The 19,726-nt window shown below is 60.3% G+C and carries 14 protein-coding genes, 1 tRNA gene and 1 pseudogene; 4 read left to right on the forward strand and 12 right to left on the reverse strand.

The features are described from left to right. The first annotated feature begins 256 nt into the window (after positions 1-256). On the forward strand, positions 257-994 hold the full coding sequence (locus tag HUU46_21055) for a hypothetical protein (protein ID NUM56138.1): 738 nt from the start codon (positions 257-259) through the stop codon (positions 992-994). 151 nt (positions 995-1,145) lie between these two features. Here the strand turns inward: HUU46_21055 and HUU46_21060 are convergent, their stop codons facing one another. From HUU46_21060 to HUU46_21070, 3 genes are all read right to left on the reverse strand, one after another. Further along, positions 1,146-4,244 (reverse strand): error-prone DNA polymerase, encoded by a 3,099-nt coding sequence (locus HUU46_21060; protein NUM56139.1) that lies wholly within the window; start codon positions 4,242-4,244, stop codon positions 1,146-1,148. Between the two features lie 112 nt (positions 4,245-4,356). After that, a complete protein-coding gene (locus HUU46_21065; protein ID NUM56140.1) occupies positions 4,357-5,841 on the reverse strand; it encodes a DNA polymerase Y family protein in 1,485 nt (494 codons plus the stop codon). After that, entirely contained in the window at positions 5,819-6,400 is a 582-nt protein-coding gene (locus tag HUU46_21070; protein ID NUM56141.1) for a recombinase A, read from the reverse strand. Before HUU46_21070 ends, HUU46_21065 begins: the two co-directional genes overlap by 23 nt. Before the next feature lie 496 nt (positions 6,401-6,896). On the opposite strand from HUU46_21070, the gene HUU46_21075 reads away from it, so the two are divergent. After that, entirely contained in the window at positions 6,897-8,084 is a 1,188-nt protein-coding gene (locus tag HUU46_21075) for a PKD domain-containing protein (GenBank protein NUM56142.1), read from the forward strand. A gap of 62 nt (positions 8,085-8,146) precedes the next feature. Here HUU46_21075 and HUU46_21080 read toward each other — a convergent pair whose 3' ends face one another. Further along, on the reverse strand, positions 8,147-9,223 hold the full coding sequence (locus HUU46_21080) for a Gfo/Idh/MocA family oxidoreductase (protein ID NUM56143.1): 1,077 nt from the start codon (positions 9,221-9,223) through the stop codon (positions 8,147-8,149). A 635-nt stretch (positions 9,224-9,858) separates the two neighbouring features. Between HUU46_21080 and HUU46_21085 the strand changes: the two genes are divergently transcribed. Continuing rightward, positions 9,859-11,256 (forward strand): RtcB family protein, encoded by a 1,398-nt coding sequence (locus HUU46_21085; protein NUM56144.1) that lies wholly within the window; start codon positions 9,859-9,861, stop codon positions 11,254-11,256. A 484-nt stretch (positions 11,257-11,740) separates the two neighbouring features. Here the strand turns inward: HUU46_21085 and HUU46_21090 are convergent, their stop codons facing one another. After that, positions 11,741-13,081, reverse strand: coding sequence for a glycosyltransferase (locus tag HUU46_21090; protein ID NUM56145.1), 1,341 nt, complete (start codon positions 13,079-13,081; stop codon positions 11,741-11,743). 186 nt (positions 13,082-13,267) lie between these two features. On the opposite strand from HUU46_21090, the gene HUU46_21095 reads away from it, so the two are divergent. Next, positions 13,268-14,368, forward strand: coding sequence for a Gfo/Idh/MocA family oxidoreductase (locus tag HUU46_21095; protein ID NUM56146.1), 1,101 nt, complete (start codon positions 13,268-13,270; stop codon positions 14,366-14,368). Between the two features lie 505 nt (positions 14,369-14,873). On the opposite strand, the gene HUU46_21100 is transcribed toward HUU46_21095, so the two are convergent. The 7 genes and pseudogenes from HUU46_21100 to tuf form a co-directional block, all read right to left on the reverse strand. After that, the gene (locus tag HUU46_21100) at positions 14,874-16,034 is read right to left on the reverse strand and encodes a methionine adenosyltransferase (GenBank protein NUM56147.1); all 1,161 of its coding nucleotides are present in this window, start codon (positions 16,032-16,034) and stop codon (positions 14,874-14,876) included. Positions 16,035-16,066: 32 nt separating this feature from the next. Continuing rightward, positions 16,067-16,786, reverse strand: a complete 720-nt coding sequence (locus HUU46_21105; GenBank protein ID NUM56148.1) for a 50S ribosomal protein L1 — start codon at positions 16,784-16,786, stop codon at positions 16,067-16,069. A gap of 82 nt (positions 16,787-16,868) precedes the next feature. Then, a complete protein-coding gene (gene rplK / locus HUU46_21110) occupies positions 16,869-17,315 on the reverse strand; it encodes a 50S ribosomal protein L11 (GenBank protein ID NUM56149.1) in 447 nt (148 codons plus the stop codon). A gap of 45 nt (positions 17,316-17,360) precedes the next feature. Further along, entirely contained in the window at positions 17,361-17,903 is a 543-nt protein-coding gene (gene nusG / locus HUU46_21115) for a transcription termination/antitermination factor NusG (GenBank protein ID NUM56150.1), read from the reverse strand. Positions 17,904-18,051: 148 nt separating this feature from the next. Beyond that, positions 18,052-18,324 (reverse strand): preprotein translocase subunit SecE, encoded by a 273-nt coding sequence (secE, locus tag HUU46_21120; GenBank protein NUM56151.1) that lies wholly within the window; start codon positions 18,322-18,324, stop codon positions 18,052-18,054. A gap of 27 nt (positions 18,325-18,351) precedes the next feature. After that, positions 18,352-18,428: transfer RNA gene (locus HUU46_21125), tRNA-Trp, on the reverse strand. 225 nt (positions 18,429-18,653) lie between these two features. Continuing rightward, positions 18,654-19,726 (reverse strand): annotated as a pseudogene (gene tuf / locus HUU46_21130) (elongation factor Tu).

Consider the following 19,726-nt stretch of genomic DNA (forward strand, 5'->3'; position numbering starts at 1 on the left):
CAAATGCCATTACACGCCCATGTGACGAAAAGGGAACGACAGGATGCCGAAGTCGCCGCGGAAACGCAACCGGCTTTCTCGTTGGCCTCGGCGAGGCGTTACCGGAGTATACACCAGCCTTTGTGGTCGGGCGTCATAGGCCCTACCACAGATTGTATAGGATGACTTGATCGAAGGAGTTGTAGGCGGTAAGCTACGGCGTGAACCGAAGCCGGTCGCACCAGCGCGGGCGACCTTATGGATGCTCTAATAGCATATGTCGTTTTCTCCCGGCAAACGTATCGAGTTCGAGCGTGAAGTTCTGGCGCGCGGGGCGCCGCTGGCACACCGCGCGACGCCACGTCCGCGCGGCCGCGTGCTACAGATTACCGCTGTGATAACGCTTTTGGCGGGCGCCGCAGCCGTGGGCGGCGCCGTCGCGGCGCGTGCCGGTTTCTTCAACGTCGAGGGTCGCGCGATCGCGCGCATGTCGAAGACATTCGTGAACGGGCTTGCGGGGCCGGATGGCGCCGGCGCGCTTGAGGCATGCGCCGAAGGCGTCGAGGGCGCGAAGCTCATCGCCGCCGAGGAGCGCAGTGTCTTTGGCGGCGAAGTCCCGCACGCACCCGGCGATGCGGAGCAACAACTCGCGGCGCTGCGCATGCTGCGCACGGAACTCGAAACGCAGGGCGTGGCTTGGAGCGCCGTGACGCCGTTCGCGTTTGGCGGTGTTCGCGCGCGCGTCGAGTCCGCATCGATGAAACAACCATTGACGGTGTTGACGGGGGAGATTTATTTCAAATCATCGGGCAAGACGTTTGCCGTTGAAGTCAGTGCGTGGCGTTGTGACGGCAGGTTTGTGATCGTGGACGTGTGGAAGGCGTTTCCGATGAGCGACAGCGTTACCGATCTTGCCGGGTTCTCCGCGGAGCAGGCGGCCAAGCTGCAGCAGCAGTCCGCTGAGGCGGGTTCACTGAGTGTTTCGTATTTGAAGCAGATTTACGTGACCTTTTGAGGCGTCTCCGTTCTTTGCTCGCATTCCTGCGCGATGGCGATTTCCCTGGCGAGCGATACGAAGGCTGGGTTTCGTGCGGGCTAGATTTGGTTGTTTCAAGAGTAGTGCGGTTGAGGGCTTCGGTTTCTATATGAGTTGCTACTGACCTTGGTTAGTGAAAATCTCGGCTCCTGGTTTCGCAGGGCGCTTCATCCACCTCCGGCCGCCACAGTTTCTCGACGACCAAATGGCTCACGCCGGATTGTACCTGCAGCTTTCCGGTTGCGCCGAGGAAGGACTCGGTTTTCGCGAGCAGTTCGTATTTCTGGAACGTCTTCTCCCATATCACGAGATTTACAAATCCGGTTTCGTCTTCGAGCGTCATGAAAACAACGCCCTTCGCGGTACCGGGACGTTGCCGGCAAATGACGAGGCCAGCGTAGCGCACGCACGCGCCATTGGCCATGCCGCGCACGGCCGCGGCGTCGGGCAGACGGTGGCGGCGCAGCGTTTCGCGCAGGTGGCTGAGGGGATGTCCGCGCGCGCTGTGCGAGGTGAAAGCATAGTCCCAGTGCGTCGATTCAAGCGCGCCGAGCGCGGTGAAGTTCATTTCCGGTTCCGGGTCGTCGAGCGCGAAGCCGCCGTGTTGCGCGGGTATGACGCCGAGTGCGTCCCACAGCGCGTCGCGGCGTTCGTGTTTGAAGGCTTCGAGCGCGCCGCTTTCCGCCAGCCGCGCGAGGATGCCGGTGTCGAGCCGGGTAATGGCGGTGAATTCGGCGAGCGAATTGAAGGACCGATTCGCGCGGTAGCCGACGATGCGTTTGCCTTCGCTCTCCTGCATCCCTTTCACGTAGCGCAGTCCCATGCGCACGGCAAACCCTTCGCCGCTATTCGCGCGCGGTTCGAGCGTGCAGTCCCAATCGCTGTGCAGTACGTCGATGGGATTGACGACTACGCCGTGGCGCTTCGCGTCCTCGACCAGCGTGGCGGGACTGTAAAAGCCCATGGGCTGTGCATTGAGCAGGCCGCAGAGAAATGCGGCGGGATGGTGGCGCTTGAGCCACGCGGTGCCGTACGCGATGAGCGCGAAACTCGCGGCATGGCTCTCGGGAAAGCCATATTCGCCGAAACCGCGGATTTGTTCGAACACGCGCTCGGCGAATTCCAGTTGGATGCCTTTACGGGCCATGCGCGCGATGAGCCGCTCGCGATGGCGTTCGATGCGGCCGGACTTGCGCCACGCGGCCATGTCGCGCCGCAACTGGTCGGCCTCGCCGGGCGTGTAGTCCGCGGCGACAATCGCGAGTTGCATGACCTGTTCCTGGAACAACGGAATGCCAAGAGTCTTTTTCAGAATTGGTTCAAGGCAGGGATGCGGATACGTCACTTCCTCTTCGCCGTTGCGCCGCCGCAGATAGGGATGCACCATGCCGCCGGTGATGGGGCCGGGCCGCACGATGCTGACTTCGATCACGATGTCGTAGTAGTTTTGCGGTCTGAGCCGCGGGAGCATCGCCATCTGCGCGCGGCTCTCTATCTGAAAAACGCCGACGGTGTCACCCTGCTGAATTAGATCGAACGTCGGCTGATCTTCAGGGGGGATCGTCGCGAGCGAAAACGATTCGCCGCGGTGCTTTTCGATCAGATCGAAGGAGCGATGCACCACGTTCAACGCGCCGAGCCCAAGCAGATCGACTTTGAACAACCCCAAATCTTCTACGTCTTCCTTGTCCCACTGAATCACGGTGCGATCCGGCATCGTGGCGTTTTCGATGGGTACGAGATCGTGGACCGGTTCGTGGCCCAGCAGGAAGCCGCCGGGATGGATCGAGAGATGGCGCGGGACGTCTTCAATCTCGCGGATAAGCTGCAGCAGATTCGTCTGCAAGCGGCTGCCGGGGTTCAGGCCCGCTTCGCGGAGCGCATTCGGCGACGGAAACTCGTAGTGCGAGAGCATGCGCGCGACGCGCTCGATGGCGGTTTCGGGAAGGCCGAGCACTTTGCCTACGTCGCGGATTGCCGAGCGCGCGCGATAGCGGATGAAGTTCGCGACCATTGCCGCGTGCGTGCGGCCGTACTTGGTGTAGACGTGCTGGATCACTTCCTCGCGGCGATCGTGTTCGATGTCGAGATCGATGTCCGGCGGTTCGGCGCGTTCGCGCGAGAGGAAACGTTCGAACAGGAGGCCCATGCGCACGGGATCGACCGCGGTAATGCCGAGGCTGTAGCACACCGCCGAATTCGCCGCGGAACCGCGTCCCTGGCACAGAATGTTGTGGTGATTGCAGTATCGCACGATTTCCCACATGGTGAGAAAGTAGCCTTCATATTCGAGATCGTGAATGAGGTCCAATTCCTTGCCCAATTGGCGGGTAACGTCATAGGGGGTACGTCCGCCGTAGCGTTTCGCGGCGCCCTCGAACGTGATCGTCCGCAACCACTCTGTGGCGGTCGTGTCTTCGGGCAGTCGTTCGAGCGGGTAGCGGTAACGAATTTCGTTTAAGGAAAACGTGCAACGATCCGCGATCTCCGCCGTGCGCATTACGGCTGACGAATCATCCTCGTATAAGGAGGCGAATCCGAACGGCGGGCGTAACGCGTGCTCGGCGTTGGGGTGAAGGAGGCGGCCGGCAGTGGTTAGCGTCACGCCGTGGCGAATGCAGGAGAGCGCGTCCTGCAGCGGACGCCGCGCGGGTGTGTGATACAGCACCTCCATGCCCGCGACGAGCGGCATACAGTAGGTTTTCGCGCGTTCGCGCACGCGGTGTTCGCGCCGCGTGTCGCCCGCTTCTTTATGGCGCGTCAGCAACGCGTAAAGCCGGTCGCCATACGCATCGGAGAGGTCGCGCGCCATACGTTTCGGGTCGGCGTCGCCCACGAGCAAACTGCGCGCGCCGCCCCACAGGCAGAGCAGTCCCTCCGCGTGTTCGCAGACTTCTTCGACACTTACCTGGCTCATGCCTTTGGGCGAACGCAGGCGGCCTTTGGAAATCAGCCTGCACAGGTTGGCGTAGCCGCCGCGATCGGCCGCCAACAGCAGCAGCGACGATTCGTCGAACAAGGTGATTTCCGCCCCGATGATCAGGTGCACACCGAGTTCCTGGGCGCGTTTGTGTGCGCGAACGACGCCGTATACGCCGTCGCGGTCCGTCAACGCGATCGCGCGCAGGCCAATGCGGTACGCCTCCTCGACCAATTCGTCGGGATGGCTCGCGCCTTCGAGGAAGGAATAGGTGCTCTTGCAGCAGAGCGGGGTATAGGAGGTGCTCATACTCGATTTCCTGACGCGATACAAACGAGGAGAATTCGATTACGATTACGATTACGATTACGAGCACGAGCACGCGCACGAGCACGAAAAAAACGTAATGTGACCGGATAACTCACTGCACTTCTCCCTGCAAATACCAGCGCCGCCGTTGGTGGTCGTGATAAATCCAGAGCCAGCGCCCGCTGCGCGTACGGACGTAGAAATACGCGCGCGAGACTTCCTTCGTCCACCATCCGCCGGAGACGATCTGCGGGCCGATGACTTCTTCGACGGGCCCTTCGGCGATGCCGGCGATGAGCCAGCCGTCGGGTTCGCGGCGGTCGGAGGGCGGAAGCTCGACCGGCGGCGCGTAGATGAGGCGCACGAGTTGGCGCGACGCGACCTGCACGGGTTTGGGGATCGGGAGGGTATGCAAACGCTCCCAGGTGTACTGCGCCTCCGGCAGTTGGCCTTCGCACAGGCGCGCGCACACGACCGCGTCGTTGCCCAGTTCCGCGCGGACCTTCGCAAAGGCCCGGTGGGCGGCGTCCACGTTGCGCAGCGCGTTTTCCCGGAACAGCGCGAGTTGTTGATGCGACGACGCGACGCCGATTGCGCGCGCTTTGATCTCCATTACCGACGCGGTCAGGGTCAGCGCGCCAAGGCGCAGCCGCAGTAACACCAAAATTGGGTTCGCGTCCAAGGTGGGAACAGCGGGGGAGACCTCGCCCTCCGGTTCGGCGCCGTCGCCGAGTTTGAGGCAGAAGTGGAGCGTCTTCAGGGATTCATGCCGCGCGGACAACTCGCCGAGCATCGCGTGCAGCATTCCCGCGAAGCGGAACAGGAGGCGCTCGCAGTTGTCCTCGGGATAATCCAGCGGTTCGCGGCGCTCGACCGGTTCGAGGAGTGGTTCCGGGTCCAGCGTGTCCCACCCATCGCCGCGAGCGAACCGGTGCAGTTCGTACGCCTCCACGCCGAAGCGCCTGCGAATGCCGGCGGCAGGCAGATCGATGAACGCGCCGAGCGTCTCGACGCCGAGTTTGAACAGCGTGTCGCGCAGAGGAGCATCCGCGATGATGCGCTCGATGGGGACTCGATGCAGATAGGCGCGCTCCTCGCCGGGGCTGTGAAAGATTTTGTTGCGTGTACTCGATCGCGCGGCGGCAAAACTGCCGAAGCGCGAGAAGCCCACGGCGACGATCGCGTGGAGGTCGATTTCGCGCAGGTCTTCGCAGATGCGTGCGGCCCACGCATCGAACGACGGAAAGATGTGGCGCAGTCCCGAGGCATCAAGCCAGAACACGCCGCGTTCGCGCGGGGACGGTTCGATGCGCGGGCTAAAACACCAGAGCCGCCGCGTGACGAGTTTGACCGCGTCGGCGATCTCCGCGTCCTGCACGGCGCCGCCACGCACGTCGCGCGACAGGGACAGGGCGGCGGCGTAGCGCATGCCCGGAAAAATGCGGCGCGCGTAGGCATGTTCGTTCGCCCATTGGATGAGGCCGGCCGGTTTGTCGCGGTCCACTACAACGACGGGCAGCGCGCGCCAGCCGGGGTGCGCGCGCAGCAAGAGCTGCAACGGAAGCGCGCGAACATCAACACAGCCCAGGCGTTCCACGGCACATCTCCGCATGGTTCCAACCGGGGACGCGCTGCTTGTCTTTGCTCACGCGGACTTCGCACAGAAAGCAGTCGTGGCCGGTGCGCCGTTTTTCGGTGTCCGCCCGCAGCGAAACGAGTGAGCCCCGGTTTTTTTCACGATGGTTGGTCCGCGTAACCAGAAGGATTGCGGTGTGATATTTTTTCGCCAGACCTAGGAGGCGCGTCTGCACGGCGAAGGGAAGCATCGCCTTTGAACCGAGATGCATCACTACTATCGCAAACGCCCCGGAGCGCACGAGGGTGTCCGCGATATGGCATGCCTTCGTCTTGTCTCCCGCGTCGATCACCGGCAACGCCGCGAGATCGATCCCCGACGCTGCAAAATCCGGCGGGAAAAAACCGGGGCTTTCTCCGTTGATCCACGCCGCCACCGCGCAGCGCTGCTGGGCTTCCGCGATCAATCCCGCGCAGATCGTTAGCGCACCCGTTGCCGCCCCGCCGGAAATCTCGACGAAGCGCCCGGCTACGGCGTCCAGTCCCCACGCGTCGCGGGCCACGTCTACAGGCCGTTCCAACAAGTCTCGGGCGCTCAGAATGGAGTGTGGGGAAGAGTGAAGGTGCGAAGGTGCAAAGGTGCGAAGGTGTGAATGTAAGGAAGAGGGTGTTTCTGGCGCGCCAAGTTGAGGCAGGGACGTTTCGATGAAACGTCCGGGATGTGCGAAGGAAGCCATGTTTCGCTGCTCCGGAGTACTTCCGATACCGAGGCATTTGGCCACCCAAGATGGCCTTTTCAGTTATCAATATACTGAATTTATATTCAGATTGTCAATCCCCCCTCAGGAAATAAGAAAGGCACGAGTAACACCGGTTAGGCCCCAATTGGCACACACCGCTACTACACGGGATAAGTTCCCTGCAACAGGGAGTTTGAGAGAGGGGACGGCGGCAAATCAAAAACAGTTGACGATTGTATCGCGAAGCTGGCATGATGGTATTATTATTGGGCGGCTTGCTGGTTGGGGTTGCACGTAGGCCGTGGGGTTCCGTGTGGATAAGTAAGGAGTCGTATTCATGCTGCGGCCGCTGCGTATCTTAGCTTGGCCAGTCGTCTTGGGTATTGTGCTCGCGTCGGGAATGGGGTGTCCGCCCTATACACCGCCCAACTACTTGCCCGTATTTCTCTTTACCCCGGAATCGCTCGACTTTGGCAAAGACACCGACTCGCTTACACTCAAGGTCGCGAAGAACTATACACAACAACCCCTGCCCGAATTTACCGTGGACAATGGCGGAACGGATTGGTTGGATGTCGACCCGAAGACCGGTAACAGTACCGGTCCCGAAGATGCGGCTAAATTCACCGTTACCGTCGACCGCACCAAAATGGCCGCGGGTCCCAACTTTGCAAACGTCGTTATCAGCGCACCCGGCGTAGCCGATCAACTGGTACCGGTCACGGCCACGGCCCTCTTGGTGGCGGACTTTTCCGCGGCCCCGCTGCTTGTGACCGTTAATGAAAACGTCCAGTTCACGGACGAGTCGGCAGTCGCCCCCGGGGAAAACCCGATCATCTCGTGGAAGTGGACCTTCGGCGACGGTAAGCAAAGCACGCTGCAGAACCCCAAGCACAAGTACAAGAACCCGGGAACGTACAGCGTTACGCTGACCGTTGCGTCGATTGACAACATGGATACCGCAGTCAGGCAAAACTACATTACCGTTGAAGCGGCCGAAGGCCCCGACGCGGACTTTATCGGTGAGCCCACAAATCCGCCCGCGAATACGCCGGTGAGTTTCACCGATATGTCCTTCGCCGGGGATAAGGCAAAGGATATCGAGTCGTGGTTCTGGACCTTTGGCGACACCGCGACAAGCACCGCGCAAAACCCGATGCACACCTACACCAATGTCGGACAATTCACGGTCTCGCTCACCGTGACAAATTCCAACGGCGCTTCGGACACGGAAACCAAGATCGACTACATCGACGTGCAACCGGTCGGACCCACCGCCAGCTTTTCCGCCGCCCCCAGAAACGCCACGATCGGACAGATGGTGAACTTTACCGACCTTTCCGATCCGGGGACCTCGCCGATACTGTCCTGGCTGTGGACTTTTGGCGACGGCGGCAGCAGCAACCTGCAAAACCCGTCCCACGTCTATAACGCGGCCGGGTCGTACTCCGTGTATCTGAGCGTGGTCACCTTGGTTGGCGCCGATTCGGAAACCAAGACGAACTATATTACCGTAACGCCGTAATACACGACTGCAAATCGCAGACCCCCGGCTCCCATGCGGAGCCGGGGGTTTTCATTGGTCTGTCATTCGATAAGGGGAACCGCGCGCTTCTCTTGCGCGCTCGCCATCGCGGTATCGACCACCTGCTGTCCGATGCGCGCGATTGCCGGCGACAATGGGCCCTCAATCGGCGCACCCATATCGAGGCAATGGACAACGTACTGGACCGGATTCTGGAGCGGCGGACGCAATTCGTCCACCGGCACGTCGCGGCCCTCGACACAATCTCGCGTCTGAATGCGTACCGTCCGCTCGTAATCGTAGCTGCTAATTGTGCCGTCCGAGCCTTTGATGACGAAGCCGCACTTGGGTTGCGGCTGGTGGGTCCACGGGTCGGTGAAGGTGCCCCAGCGCGTCTCAAATTTGGAAAGGCCGACGTCGTAGCGCGCGATGGTGATGCTGTGTTCGTCAACTTCCAGCCCTACGGGTTCATCGGTGACGGATGTTACTTCAATTGGTTTTTTCCCGCCGTGATACCACGTGCCGAGCGTGGTCCCGTAGCCGAGATAATCGAGCAGCGAGCCGCCGCCGTGGTCTTTCGTGTAGAACCACGTGCGCGATTTTTCGCGCTGTATTTCTTCCGGCGTCGTCTCGACCTTGTCCGCGACGTGGTACAAGGGGCCGCGGTTGCCATCGTAGTAGTGCACCTCAAGCACATCGCCAATCGTGCCTTCGTCGATGAGGCGCTTCGCCGTGCGGTGGGTGGGGTACCACGCGAGCGGCCAATTGATGGCGAGCGTCTTGCCGGTTTTCGCCAATGCCGCGATCATGCGGTCCGCTTCCGCGAGCGACGCCGCGAACGGTTTTTCCATGATGATGTGTACGCCGAAAGGCGCGACTTTTTCCGTCCACTCACCGTGGCGCGCCGTAGCGGGGCAGAGGAGCACGATGTCGGGGCGGGTGGACTCGATGCATTCGCGGTAATCGGTGAATACGCGCTCGGAAGCGATGTTGAAGTTCGTGATCGCGGATTGCATGCGTTCGGGGTACTCGTCGCAAATGCCGACAATCTCGACGTTTGGATGGTTGAAGGCCATGCGAAGGTTGTCGCCCATGTGACTGTGATCGAAATTGATGCCCGCGACGCGCCACGTCTTCATGCGGTTTCTCCCTGAGTTTGGTCTTCCGAGGCAAGGGACGGCTTGTGATCGCTCGTAATCGTAATCGCCCCTGGAATCGTAATCGAGTCTTTGGCCAGTGACGGGAATCGGGGTCGTGAAAGGAGTAATACGTAACAGAAGTGGGGCGGGGCTTCACCCGATCGTGATAGAAATTGGTGGGGGCCGAAGGACCTAAGAGGCTCTAACAATGATAACGTCTTTGCGTTTACCCCGAAGGGGTTTCGGCGCGCAGCCCAGGGTTGGCCCGCCGAAGTCGCTTCGACGTAGGCGGGGCTACCCTGGGTACCAACCTGAAGGGGTTTCGGCATTAATGTTAGAGGCTCTAAAGGATGTAGCGCGGCGTTGCCGCAATCAAGGGGTTTTGTCAAGCAATTTCAGATTCGAGATTTCAGAATTTCAGAGAACTAACGCTCTAAAGCTAAAGAGCTTACACGAAAAGTGCAAAACGTTTTAGATATCTTCGCCGGAATCGATGCAAAGGAAGCAAACGGGGAGGGGCGATTGAATGTTTCAAGAGCAGGACGATTCGGAGATCACTGGTTGCCGCCAACGAAGTGGATGGGGCATGCGCATAGATTGTTCCCTATCGGGTATAACGTGTTAAGGAGCATTGAATGAAGTCGCGTGAGCTGGCAAACCTGGGTATTCCCCGGGGAGAGCCGATGCAAATTGCCAAGGCGGCGATTGCCGCGGCGGCGCAGGCAGGTTTTGGCAAGCAAGACCTGCGCAAAATCGTGCGCGAACTTGCGGACAATCCGCGCGCGTACACCAGCCACGAGACTTTCGGGGAGCTTGCCAACGCGCTGCTTACGGACGCGGCCGAGCAGGCGCGCTTCGTGCCGCGCGCGGAGCCAGCGCCGTACAAGAAGTGGGGCAAGAACCTCGATGAGGCGTCGGTTGACCAGATGCGCAATGCGTGCGCGTTGCCTGTGTCGGTCGCGGGCGCGCTCATGCCGGACGCGCACGTCGGCTATGGCTTGCCGATTGGCGGCGTCCTCGCGACGCGGAACGCCGTGATCCCATATGCGGTTGGCGTCGATATTGCATGCCGGATGAAGATGACCGTGCTTGATTTGCCTGTCGGCGCGCTGACCGGCCAGACCGATCGCCTGACGAAGGCGCTCGAGGGCGAGACCCGTTTTGGAATTGGCGCGTCGTTTCGTGAGCGCCGTCAGCACGATGTGCTCGACGAGGACTGGCGCGTCTCGCCGATCACCGCACAGCACAAGGACAAGGCGTGGGCGCAACTCGGCACGAGCGGCAGCGGAAACCATTTTGTCGAATACGGGACGCTCGTTATTCATGGCGGAGGACTGCCGCTTCCGGCGGGAACGTACCTTGCGCTTCTGAGCCACAGCGGTAGCCGCGGCACCGGCGCGTCCGTTGCCGACCACTACAGCAAGCTCGCAATGAAACTGCACCGCGAGTTGCCGAAAGAGTTGCAGCACCTTGCGTGGCTCGATCTGGATTCAGAGGCGGGCCGCGAGTATTGGGCGGCAATGGAGTTGATGGGCAAATATGCCGCCGCAAACCATGCGTGCATCCACCGGCACATCGCAAAAACGCTCGGCGCAAAAGTACTGATGGACATCGAGAACCACCACAATTTCGCGTGGAAAGAAGTGCACAACGGTGAGCGCGTAATCGTCCACCGCAAAGGCGCAACGCCCGCGGGCGAGGGTGCGCTTGGGATTATTCCGGGCTCGATGGCTGCGCCGGGCTTTATCGTGCGCGGCAAGGGAAACCCGCTCTCGCTCAACTCCGCCGCGCACGGCGCGGGACGGCAGATGAGCCGTACGCAGGCGATAAAGACATTTACATGGTCACAGACCAAGAAACTGCTCGCCGAGCGTGGTGTGACAGTCTTGTCCGCGGGACTCGACGAAGTGCCGATGGCGTACAAAAATATCGAAGACGTTATGGCCGCGCAGTCGGACTTGGTCGAGATTCTGGCGCGGTTCGATCCGAAGCTGGTGAAAATGGCGCCGGCGGGGGAGAGAGCGGAGGATTAGTCTATCGCCAGGGAACGAAATCCCGCAGCCGTTACTTTAATTCGTGGACTTTCCGCTCCTGTTCTTCAAAGGTCAGACTGGGTGGTCGCTCCCGCAAGAGCCACTTGTTTGCATATCTCATGAATATGGTAACCGAACAGGCGATCAAGAACATGGTAGTCCCAAAGAATACGTCATACTCGGCGCCTACCGGAATCAGACTCAGGATTGGAATCGCTATAAACGGAGATGCCACCAATACCACCGCGACAAGAAGCGGCCCGGCGACGAATTGCCGTTTGATTTCTCTGTAATTCATTGCCGCGCTCCTGAGAGAGTGTACACGCGGATTCGCCCGTTCGACGGGAACGATGTTCCGCACGAGCACGATTGAATTAGACTGTTGTTGGACACATGTTGTCAACACAATCGTGAGCGTCAATAGTGTTTCGAAGCAACTGAATTCGATTTCACGTCATCAGCTTTTGGCTCGGGGGTAGCCCTATTACGCCGATGTGCTCACGTGCACGGGCACAACCTGCGGCACGGCGCGCGGTTTGTACACCGCCTTAAAGACCAGCTCCGCCTTGCAGATGTACCCGTGATCCAGAATCTCGTATCCGCGCGATTCGAGTGCTTCGCGCAGGGATTTGTACGAGTAGAACGTGCAGTGTTCTTCCGCGTACGCGCCGGGCGCGACCTTGCCGTAAATCCACTCGATCAGCGGCCATTGCCAGCCGCCGTAGTCGGGCGTGCCGAGGATGAGCGTGCCGCCGGGCTTCAATATTCGCGTCAATTCGTCGATCAACTTGCCGTCTTCGTTAGGAATGTGCTCGATCACCTCAGAGGAGATCACGCAGTCGAAGGAGGCGTCCTTGAATGGCAGGATCATGCCGTTCGCCTGGAGGAGTTTCTTGTTGGTCTTGCGCATGAACGCCAGTTTGTCATGCCGCATATCCACGCCGATCGCGTGCGGCAAGTCGGCGAGAATGTGGCTGCTGCCGCAGCCGACGTCACAAGTCGACACAAAAGGCGGCGTGAATCCCATGATGATGCTGTAGCGTTTGCGCTGCCAGTACCGCTGGAACCAGATGCGGCTGTTGTGTGCGCGCCAATCGTAGTCAGGAAACTGTACGGAGTTGCGGATGGCCCAGATGCGCTTGAACAAGCGCAAGTAGTCCAGCCCGAACTTGATGATGCTTGCGTGCGACCCGCCGGACCCGCGCGGCTGGTAGTGGAAGGGTACCTCTTTGATGTGCAGCCCTTTGCCGTAGGTCCGCAAGAGGATTTCCACGAGGATTACGAAGTTTGTGAACTCGAGATCGATACCCTCGAAAATGCGTTTCCGGTACAGGCGGAACCCGCTCGACATGTCCTTCACGGGGATCGAGAGTCCCTTGCCGAAGAATTTGTTTAGCACGCGGCTGAGGTAATACCGGAACATCGGCTGGTCCGCGTGCCCGCCGCGTACGTAACGCGAAGCGATTACGACGTCTGCCTTTTCGCGCGAATCCCACAACGCCTTGATGAATTCCGCCGGGTGGGACATGTCTGCGTCCATCGTAATGATGTACATACCGCGCGCTTCGGAGACGCCGCGCAAAATCGCGCGCCCGTAGCCGCGTTCCTTCTCGCAGATATAGCGGACCGGATCGCCGGCCTGTGCGACTACCGCGGGCGTGCCGTCTTGGGAATCGCCGTCGACCACGAGCACTTCCCATGAGTCCGTGATCGAGTTCATCGCCTCGCGCAAGATCGGGAGGATACGGTACAGGTTTGGGGCCTCGTTCAATGCCGGAATCACTACCGACACTGCGAGGGAATCGGACTTCAATACCGCCTTCATACGACCGGCCCACTCCAACGAAACACAGCAAGACAACAGGACGCCGCCCCACCGCAGCTACTAGAAACGCCCAGATTAATTGTTTACATTACCGCACAACGGGCTGTTTTTCAAGGGATTGTGCCGGGCCGAGTCATGCCGATCGAAGCGCTGCGGCATTGCCGGCGGAGCGAGTACCCATTTCTCATGGCAAATGATCGTGAATGTCGCGCGGATATCGCGCAAGAGACCTTGGCGCCGGAGTTGCCGTACCTCCCGAGCAACCCGGCGGCATACAATCCGAACATCGGATTGATCGGTTGCGGGGGAATCGCACCGTACCACCTCCGGGCGTACAAGAAGGCGGGGTATCGTGTCGTCGCTTTGTGCGATCGCGCGCCCGCGAAGGCGGAATCGTTACGGGCCGAGCATTTCCCTGATGCCCGAGTTTCCGCCGACTACCGGGATATTGTGCAGTGCGACGAAATCGAGGTCGTGGACGTTGCGACGCACCCGCCGGAGCGTGTGGCAATCATTGAGGATGCGTTGCGCGCACGCAAGCACGTGCTGAGTCAGAAGCCGTTTGTGCTCGATCTGGACGTGGGGGAGAGACTCGCCGATCTGGCCGATACCAATGGCGTCCTCCTCGCGGTGAACCAGAACGGCCGATGGGCGCCGCACTTCGCGTATATCCGAGAGGCGATTCGTGCGGGCATGTTGGGCGAAGTGACCGGCGCCAACTTGTCGGTTCATTGGGACCACAATTGGACCGCGGACACCCCGTTCGATCAATTGCGCCATCTCATTCTCTACGACTTTGCGATCCATTGGTTCGATATCGTTACGTGCTTCATGGGGGACAAGGAACCCACCCGTGTCTTCGCGAGCGCAGCACGGTCTGCACATCAGCGTGCGACGCCGCCACTACTCGCGAAGGTAACGATCGAATACGATGACGGGCTTGCCTCGCTGGCCTTCAACGCAGACACGCGGTATGGCGCGCAGGATCAGACCATTGTTGTGGGACGTCATGGCACCGCGGTCAGCGTCGGCCCCGATTTGAACACACAATCGGTGACTGTGACCACCGATGCTGGCCGCGCAACGCCTGCGCTGGAAGGCGACTGGTTCACGAACGGTTTCCACGGGACGATGGCGGAGTTGTTGTGCGCGATCGAGCAAGGGAGACAACCGTACAATAGCGCGCGACACAACCTCCGCAGTGTCGCGTTGTGTTTTGCGGCGATTCACTCCGCGGATACCGGGCTACCCGTCGTGCCGGGTACGGCGCGGCGAATCGAACCATGATCGGTCCCGCTTCCTAACCGCCTCGCCTCCCGAAGCGCCTGGGATCGCCTCGTCTGCAACTTTGCGTCGCCCTCGCGGATTCTACCAGTGCGCATGCCCTCGTGAAGTGACACAGACCCGAGCGCCCGCTGAATAAACCGGTCGACGGAGCGTCTGAATGGGCGAGGGTTTGAAACTAAACAGATTGTGCTGAGTAGAAAGGTCCGGCGACGTGCGGGGCGTGACGCTGAAACAAGTTCTGTTCTTCATTGTACTGTTAACGACCCTTTTCGCCGTACATCATTGGTTAACGCGGTAACACCCTGGTGCGGTGGCTGCAAAAAGGAGCGCGGCAATGGATGGATTCACCACAAAACAGGTTTTGTTCTTCGTGGGTCTGTTCGCGCTCCTGCTGGTGATGCAGGCGTTTGCCCACTGATTGGGGACGCTCCAACGCGCATCTGACCGATAAACGAAGAATCGCCTGGCCGCTTCACACGAGCCAGGCGATTCTATTTCTGGTGCGTCAAATTCCCGCTTTTTTTCGCAGCGCGGCGGCCTGGTCCTTCAGTTCCCATCGGAAGCCTTGGTCTTCGCGGCCGAAGTGGCCGTAGGCGACGGTGTTGCGGTAGATCGGCTTCTTGAGGTCCAACAACTTGATGATGCTCGCCGGGCGGCAATCGAAGTGCTCCATCAAAATATCGCTGATTCTATCTTCGTCAATCTTTGCGGTGCCGAACGTGTTGACGTTGATCGATACCGGCTTGGCGACGCCGATGGCGTACGCGAGCTGAATTTCGCACCGGTCCGCCAGCCCCGCCGCGACGACGTTCTTCGCAATGTAGCGCGCCATGTACGCCGCCGAGCGATCAACCTTTGACGGGTCCTTGCCACTGAATGCTCCGCCACCGTGCCGTCCCATGCCGCCGTAGGTGTCGACGATAATCTTGCGTCCGGTGAGGCCGCTGTCGCCCACGGGGCCGCCAACGACGAACCGGCCGGTGGGATTAATGTGGTAATTGATCTTGCCTTTGACGAGCTTTTTGGGCAGGAGCGGTTCGATGACCTTCTTGATAATTGCCTCGCGGATGACCTTCTGCGACACCGAGGCCGAATGCTGGTTCGAAACGACAATCGTGTCGATTCGGACCGGCTTGTCGTCGATGTACTCGACGGTCACCTGCGTCTTACCGTCCGGTTGCAGCCACGGGAGCCTCTTCTTCTTGCGCATCTCCGACAGCTTCTGGCCGATTTTGTGGGCAAGCGAAATGGGGAGCGGCATCAACTCGGGCGTCTCGCTCGTGGCATAGCCGAACATCATCCCCTGGTCGCCAGCACCCTGCTCGTGCGAACTGGTCGCGGTTACGCCTTGGGAGATATCCGGGGACTGCTTGTCCAGATTAACGATGACGCCACAGGAATTACCGTCGTAACCGGAGTCGCCTCCGACGTACCCGATATCCGTGATAGCCTTGCGAACGACAGCGGGGATATCGACGACGGCTTTCGAAGTGATTTCGCCGGCGACGACACAGATGCCAGTGTTGACAAGTGTCTCACACGCGACGCGACTGTTCGGATCCTGCTCCAACATCGCATCCAGAACTGCATCGGACACCGCATCCGCGACCTTGTCCGGGTGTCCCTCAGTCACAGATTCGGAGGTGAATAAAATTTTACGCCCCATTGTGTAGATAGCCCCTTATAGGTGGGTTGGAATTAGTCTTCTGTCTTGCCCATTTGACCGGCCAAGGCACCAGCGTCAAGCCGGAATCCCGGGCCCATCGTGCTGCTGATGGTGCATGACCTAAGGTAGGTGCCTTTACACGCGGATGGGCGCGCCTTCACGACCGCACCGATTACTGCCGCGGCATTTTCTTCGATCTGTTTGGCGGTAAACGAAGCCTTGCCGACGGGTACGTGCATGTTTGCGTTTTTGTCCACGCGGAAGTCGATCTTACCCTTCTGAATCTCGCGGACGGCATCGCCGACCTTCGGGGTTACGGTGCCTGCTTTGGGGCTGGGCATGAGGCCGCGCGGGCCGAGCACCTTCCCGAGCTTACCGACTTCGCCCATCATGTCCGGTGCGGCGACCGCAACATCGAAGTCCGTCCAGCCGCCGCTTACTTTCGCGACCAACGCTTCAGCGCCGGCTTCCATCGCGCCGGCGTCCATTGCGGCGGCCTGTTGTTCGGCCTGTTTGCAGAACACGATTACACGGACTTTCTTGCCGGTGCCGTGGGGGAGGGAGACGGTCCCGCGGACCATCTGTTCCGCGTGGCGCGGGTCTACGCCGAGGTAGAATGCGAGTTCGATCGTTTCGTCGAACTTGGCGGTAGCACATTCCTTCACGCCCGCCGCGGCGTCAGTGAGATTGTAGACGGTTTTTTGCCGCGCTTTTTGCTGGTTTGCGGCGGTACGCTTGCTGAGACGTGGCATTGCTTCGAACCTCCTGTGGTCAACGGGCCTGTGGCCCTCCCACGATTGATGGTTTCGGGCGCTGTTGCGGCGCCCACTTTCGTTAGTCGGAGACCGTGATCCCCATGCTGCGCGCGGTACCCGCGAGCATGCTGACTGCCGCGTCCATGGACGCCGCATTCAGATCGTTCTTCTTGATTTCGGCTATTTCCTTGAGCTGCGACTTCGTGACGGACCCGACCTTGTTCTTGTTCGGTTCGCCCGACGCCTTCGCGAGTTTTGCCGCGCGCTTAATCAGGACGGGCGCGGGCGGGCTCTTCGTGATGAACGTAAACGAGCGGTCCTCGAACACGGTAATGACCGCGGGAATGATTAGCCCCTGCTGGTCCTTTGTGCGTTCGTTGAACTGTTTGCAGAACTCCATAATCTGCACGCCGTGCTGGCCCAACGCGGGGCCGACCGGCGGCGCGGGGTTCGCTTGGCCCGCGGGACACTGCAACTTGACGATTGCCTTGACGGCTTTTGGACCGCCCTTGGCTGGCTTACCCATGACTGTGCTCCGTGCTCTCTCGAAACGTAGTGGGCGATGCGCCCGTTAGATTTTTTCCACCTGCCAGAATTCGACTTCGACGCTCGTAAGGCGCTCGAAGATTTCGACCATCACTTTCAACCGTCCGCTCTCGTGGTTGATCTCATCGATATTGCCGAGGAAATTCGAGAACGGCCCGTCGATAATCTTCACGCGCTCGCCCTGTTCGAATTTCACTTTCGGCTTCGGACGTTCGCGCTCGCCGCGCTGCTCTTCGAGAATCGCCTGAATCTCCGCGTCCTCCATCGGCACCGGGGCCGTGCGCGACCCGATGAACCCGCTCACGCCTGGCACTTCCTTGATCATGTGCCACAGTTCGGCGTTCTTTTCCGGGTGCACCGGCAATTGCACGAACACATAACCCGGGTACGATTTGCGGCGCGAGACTTTTTTCTCGCCGGAGCGAATCTCGGCGACTTCTTCGACCGGCACGAGTACTTGACCAATCAAGTCGCGAATGCCCGCCTGCTCCGCGTGTGCGAGCAGGTTCTTCATGACATTGCCTTCCTGGCCCGAATACGCGTGCAGCGCATACCAACGGCGCTTGATGCCATCATCAACGACAACCGGCGCTGCCTCTTCCTTAGGCGTTTCCGCTTCAGGCGTTTCCGCTTCGCCCTCGGTCACGGTCACGGAAACCTCTTCGGTCACGTCCGCGCCGGTATCTATCGTTTCATCGGTCGACACATCCGGCTCCCTAGCCCAGCTTCAGAATCAGCGCCATGAGATTGTTGAAAATGAAGTCGTAAATTCCCAAAACGATGCCCGAAATCAGCAGCGACCACAGGACCAACTGTGTCAGGCTCTTCAGTTCGGCCTGCGTAGGCCACGAAACCTTTTTCATCTCGCTGACCACGTCTTCGAAAAACTCGCGGACTGTCGCAATGAGACCCGGTTTCGCCTGGGTCGGCGATGTAGGGGCCTGTTTCGGCGTACCGCTGGTCGGCGCAGTCACTTGCTTCGTTGCCATCGTTGTAACACTACCTCTAATCGAAAATGGCAGGGCTGGAGGGACTCGAACCCCCAACCTTGGGCTTTGGAGGCCCCTGCTCTAGCCAATTGAGCTACAGCCCTGTGGGACAACCTCTTCTTATGTATGTGCTTGCCAGTTCTGACGTTGAACCGGAAAGCCCGCACGCGGAAACTACGTTCGTGCGTAGCACCACCCGGAGGGCCAACGGCCAGCCGCAGACCCAATAGTATCGCTTGACAACCCAGTGCAAGTCAACTAGTTCGCCAAACGCCTGTTCGTCTCCGTGTATGTCGAACTTGTATCTGTCCGACCGGTCCGACGTGTCGTTACGCCAGAATTTTGGTGACGACGCCTGCGCCGACGGTCCTGCCGCCCTCGCGCACGGCGAACCGCAGGTTCTCGTTCATGGCGATCGGCGTGATCAGCTCCGCCGTCATCTTGATGTTGTCGCCCGGCATCACCATCTCCACCCCCGCCGGCAGCGTCATGTTGCCCGTCACGTCCGTCGTCCGGAAGTAGAACTGCGGCCGGTACCCGTTGAAGAACGGCGTGTGGCGCCCGCCTTCCAACCCGGCTTGGCCACCACCTGCCCGCGCTCCACGTCCTTGCGCTCGATCCCGCGCAGCAAGAGGCCCACGTTATCGCCCGCCTGCCCTTCGTCCAACAGCTTGCGGAACATCTCGACGCCCGTGACGACCGTGTCCTTGGTCGGTGTGATGCCGACCAACTGCACCTTGTCGCCCACGTGCACGATGCCCTGGTTGATCGCACCCGTCACCACCGTGCCCCGGCCCGTGATCGTGAACACGTCTTCGATCGGCATCAGGAAGTCTTTGTCCAGCGCGCGCTGCGGCGTCGGGATGTAGGCGTCCACCGCCTCCATCAGCTTGATGATCGACTCCTTGCCGATCTCCGGCTTGGTGTTTTCCATCGCGCACCGCGCCGACCCCTTGATGATCGGGATTTCGTCGCCCGGGAACTCGTATTTCGTCAACAGCTCGCGCAACTCGAGTTCGACCAGGTCGATGAGTTCCGGGTCGTCCACGAGGTCCACCTTGTTCATGTACACCACGATGGCCGGCACGTTCACCTGCCGCGCCAACAGGATGTGCTCGCGCGTCTGCGCCATCGGGCCGTCGTCCGCGCCCACCACGAGGATCGCCCCGTCCATCTGCGCCGCGCCCGTGATCATGTTCTTGATGTAGTCCGCGTGGCCCGGGCAATCGACGTGCGCGTAGTGCCGCGCCTCCGTCTCGTACTCGACGTGGGCGATGTTGATCGTGATCCCGCGCGCCTTTTCTTCCGGCGCCTTGTCGATCTCGCCGTAGGCCATCAGCTTGGCGCGCCCCTGCTCGGCCAACACCGTCGTGATCGCGCTCGTGAGCGTCGTCTTGCCGTG

The sequence above is a fragment of the Candidatus Hydrogenedentota bacterium genome (genome assembly GCA_013359265.1).
Lineage (GTDB): Bacteria > Hydrogenedentota > Hydrogenedentia > Hydrogenedentales > SLHB01 > JABWCD01.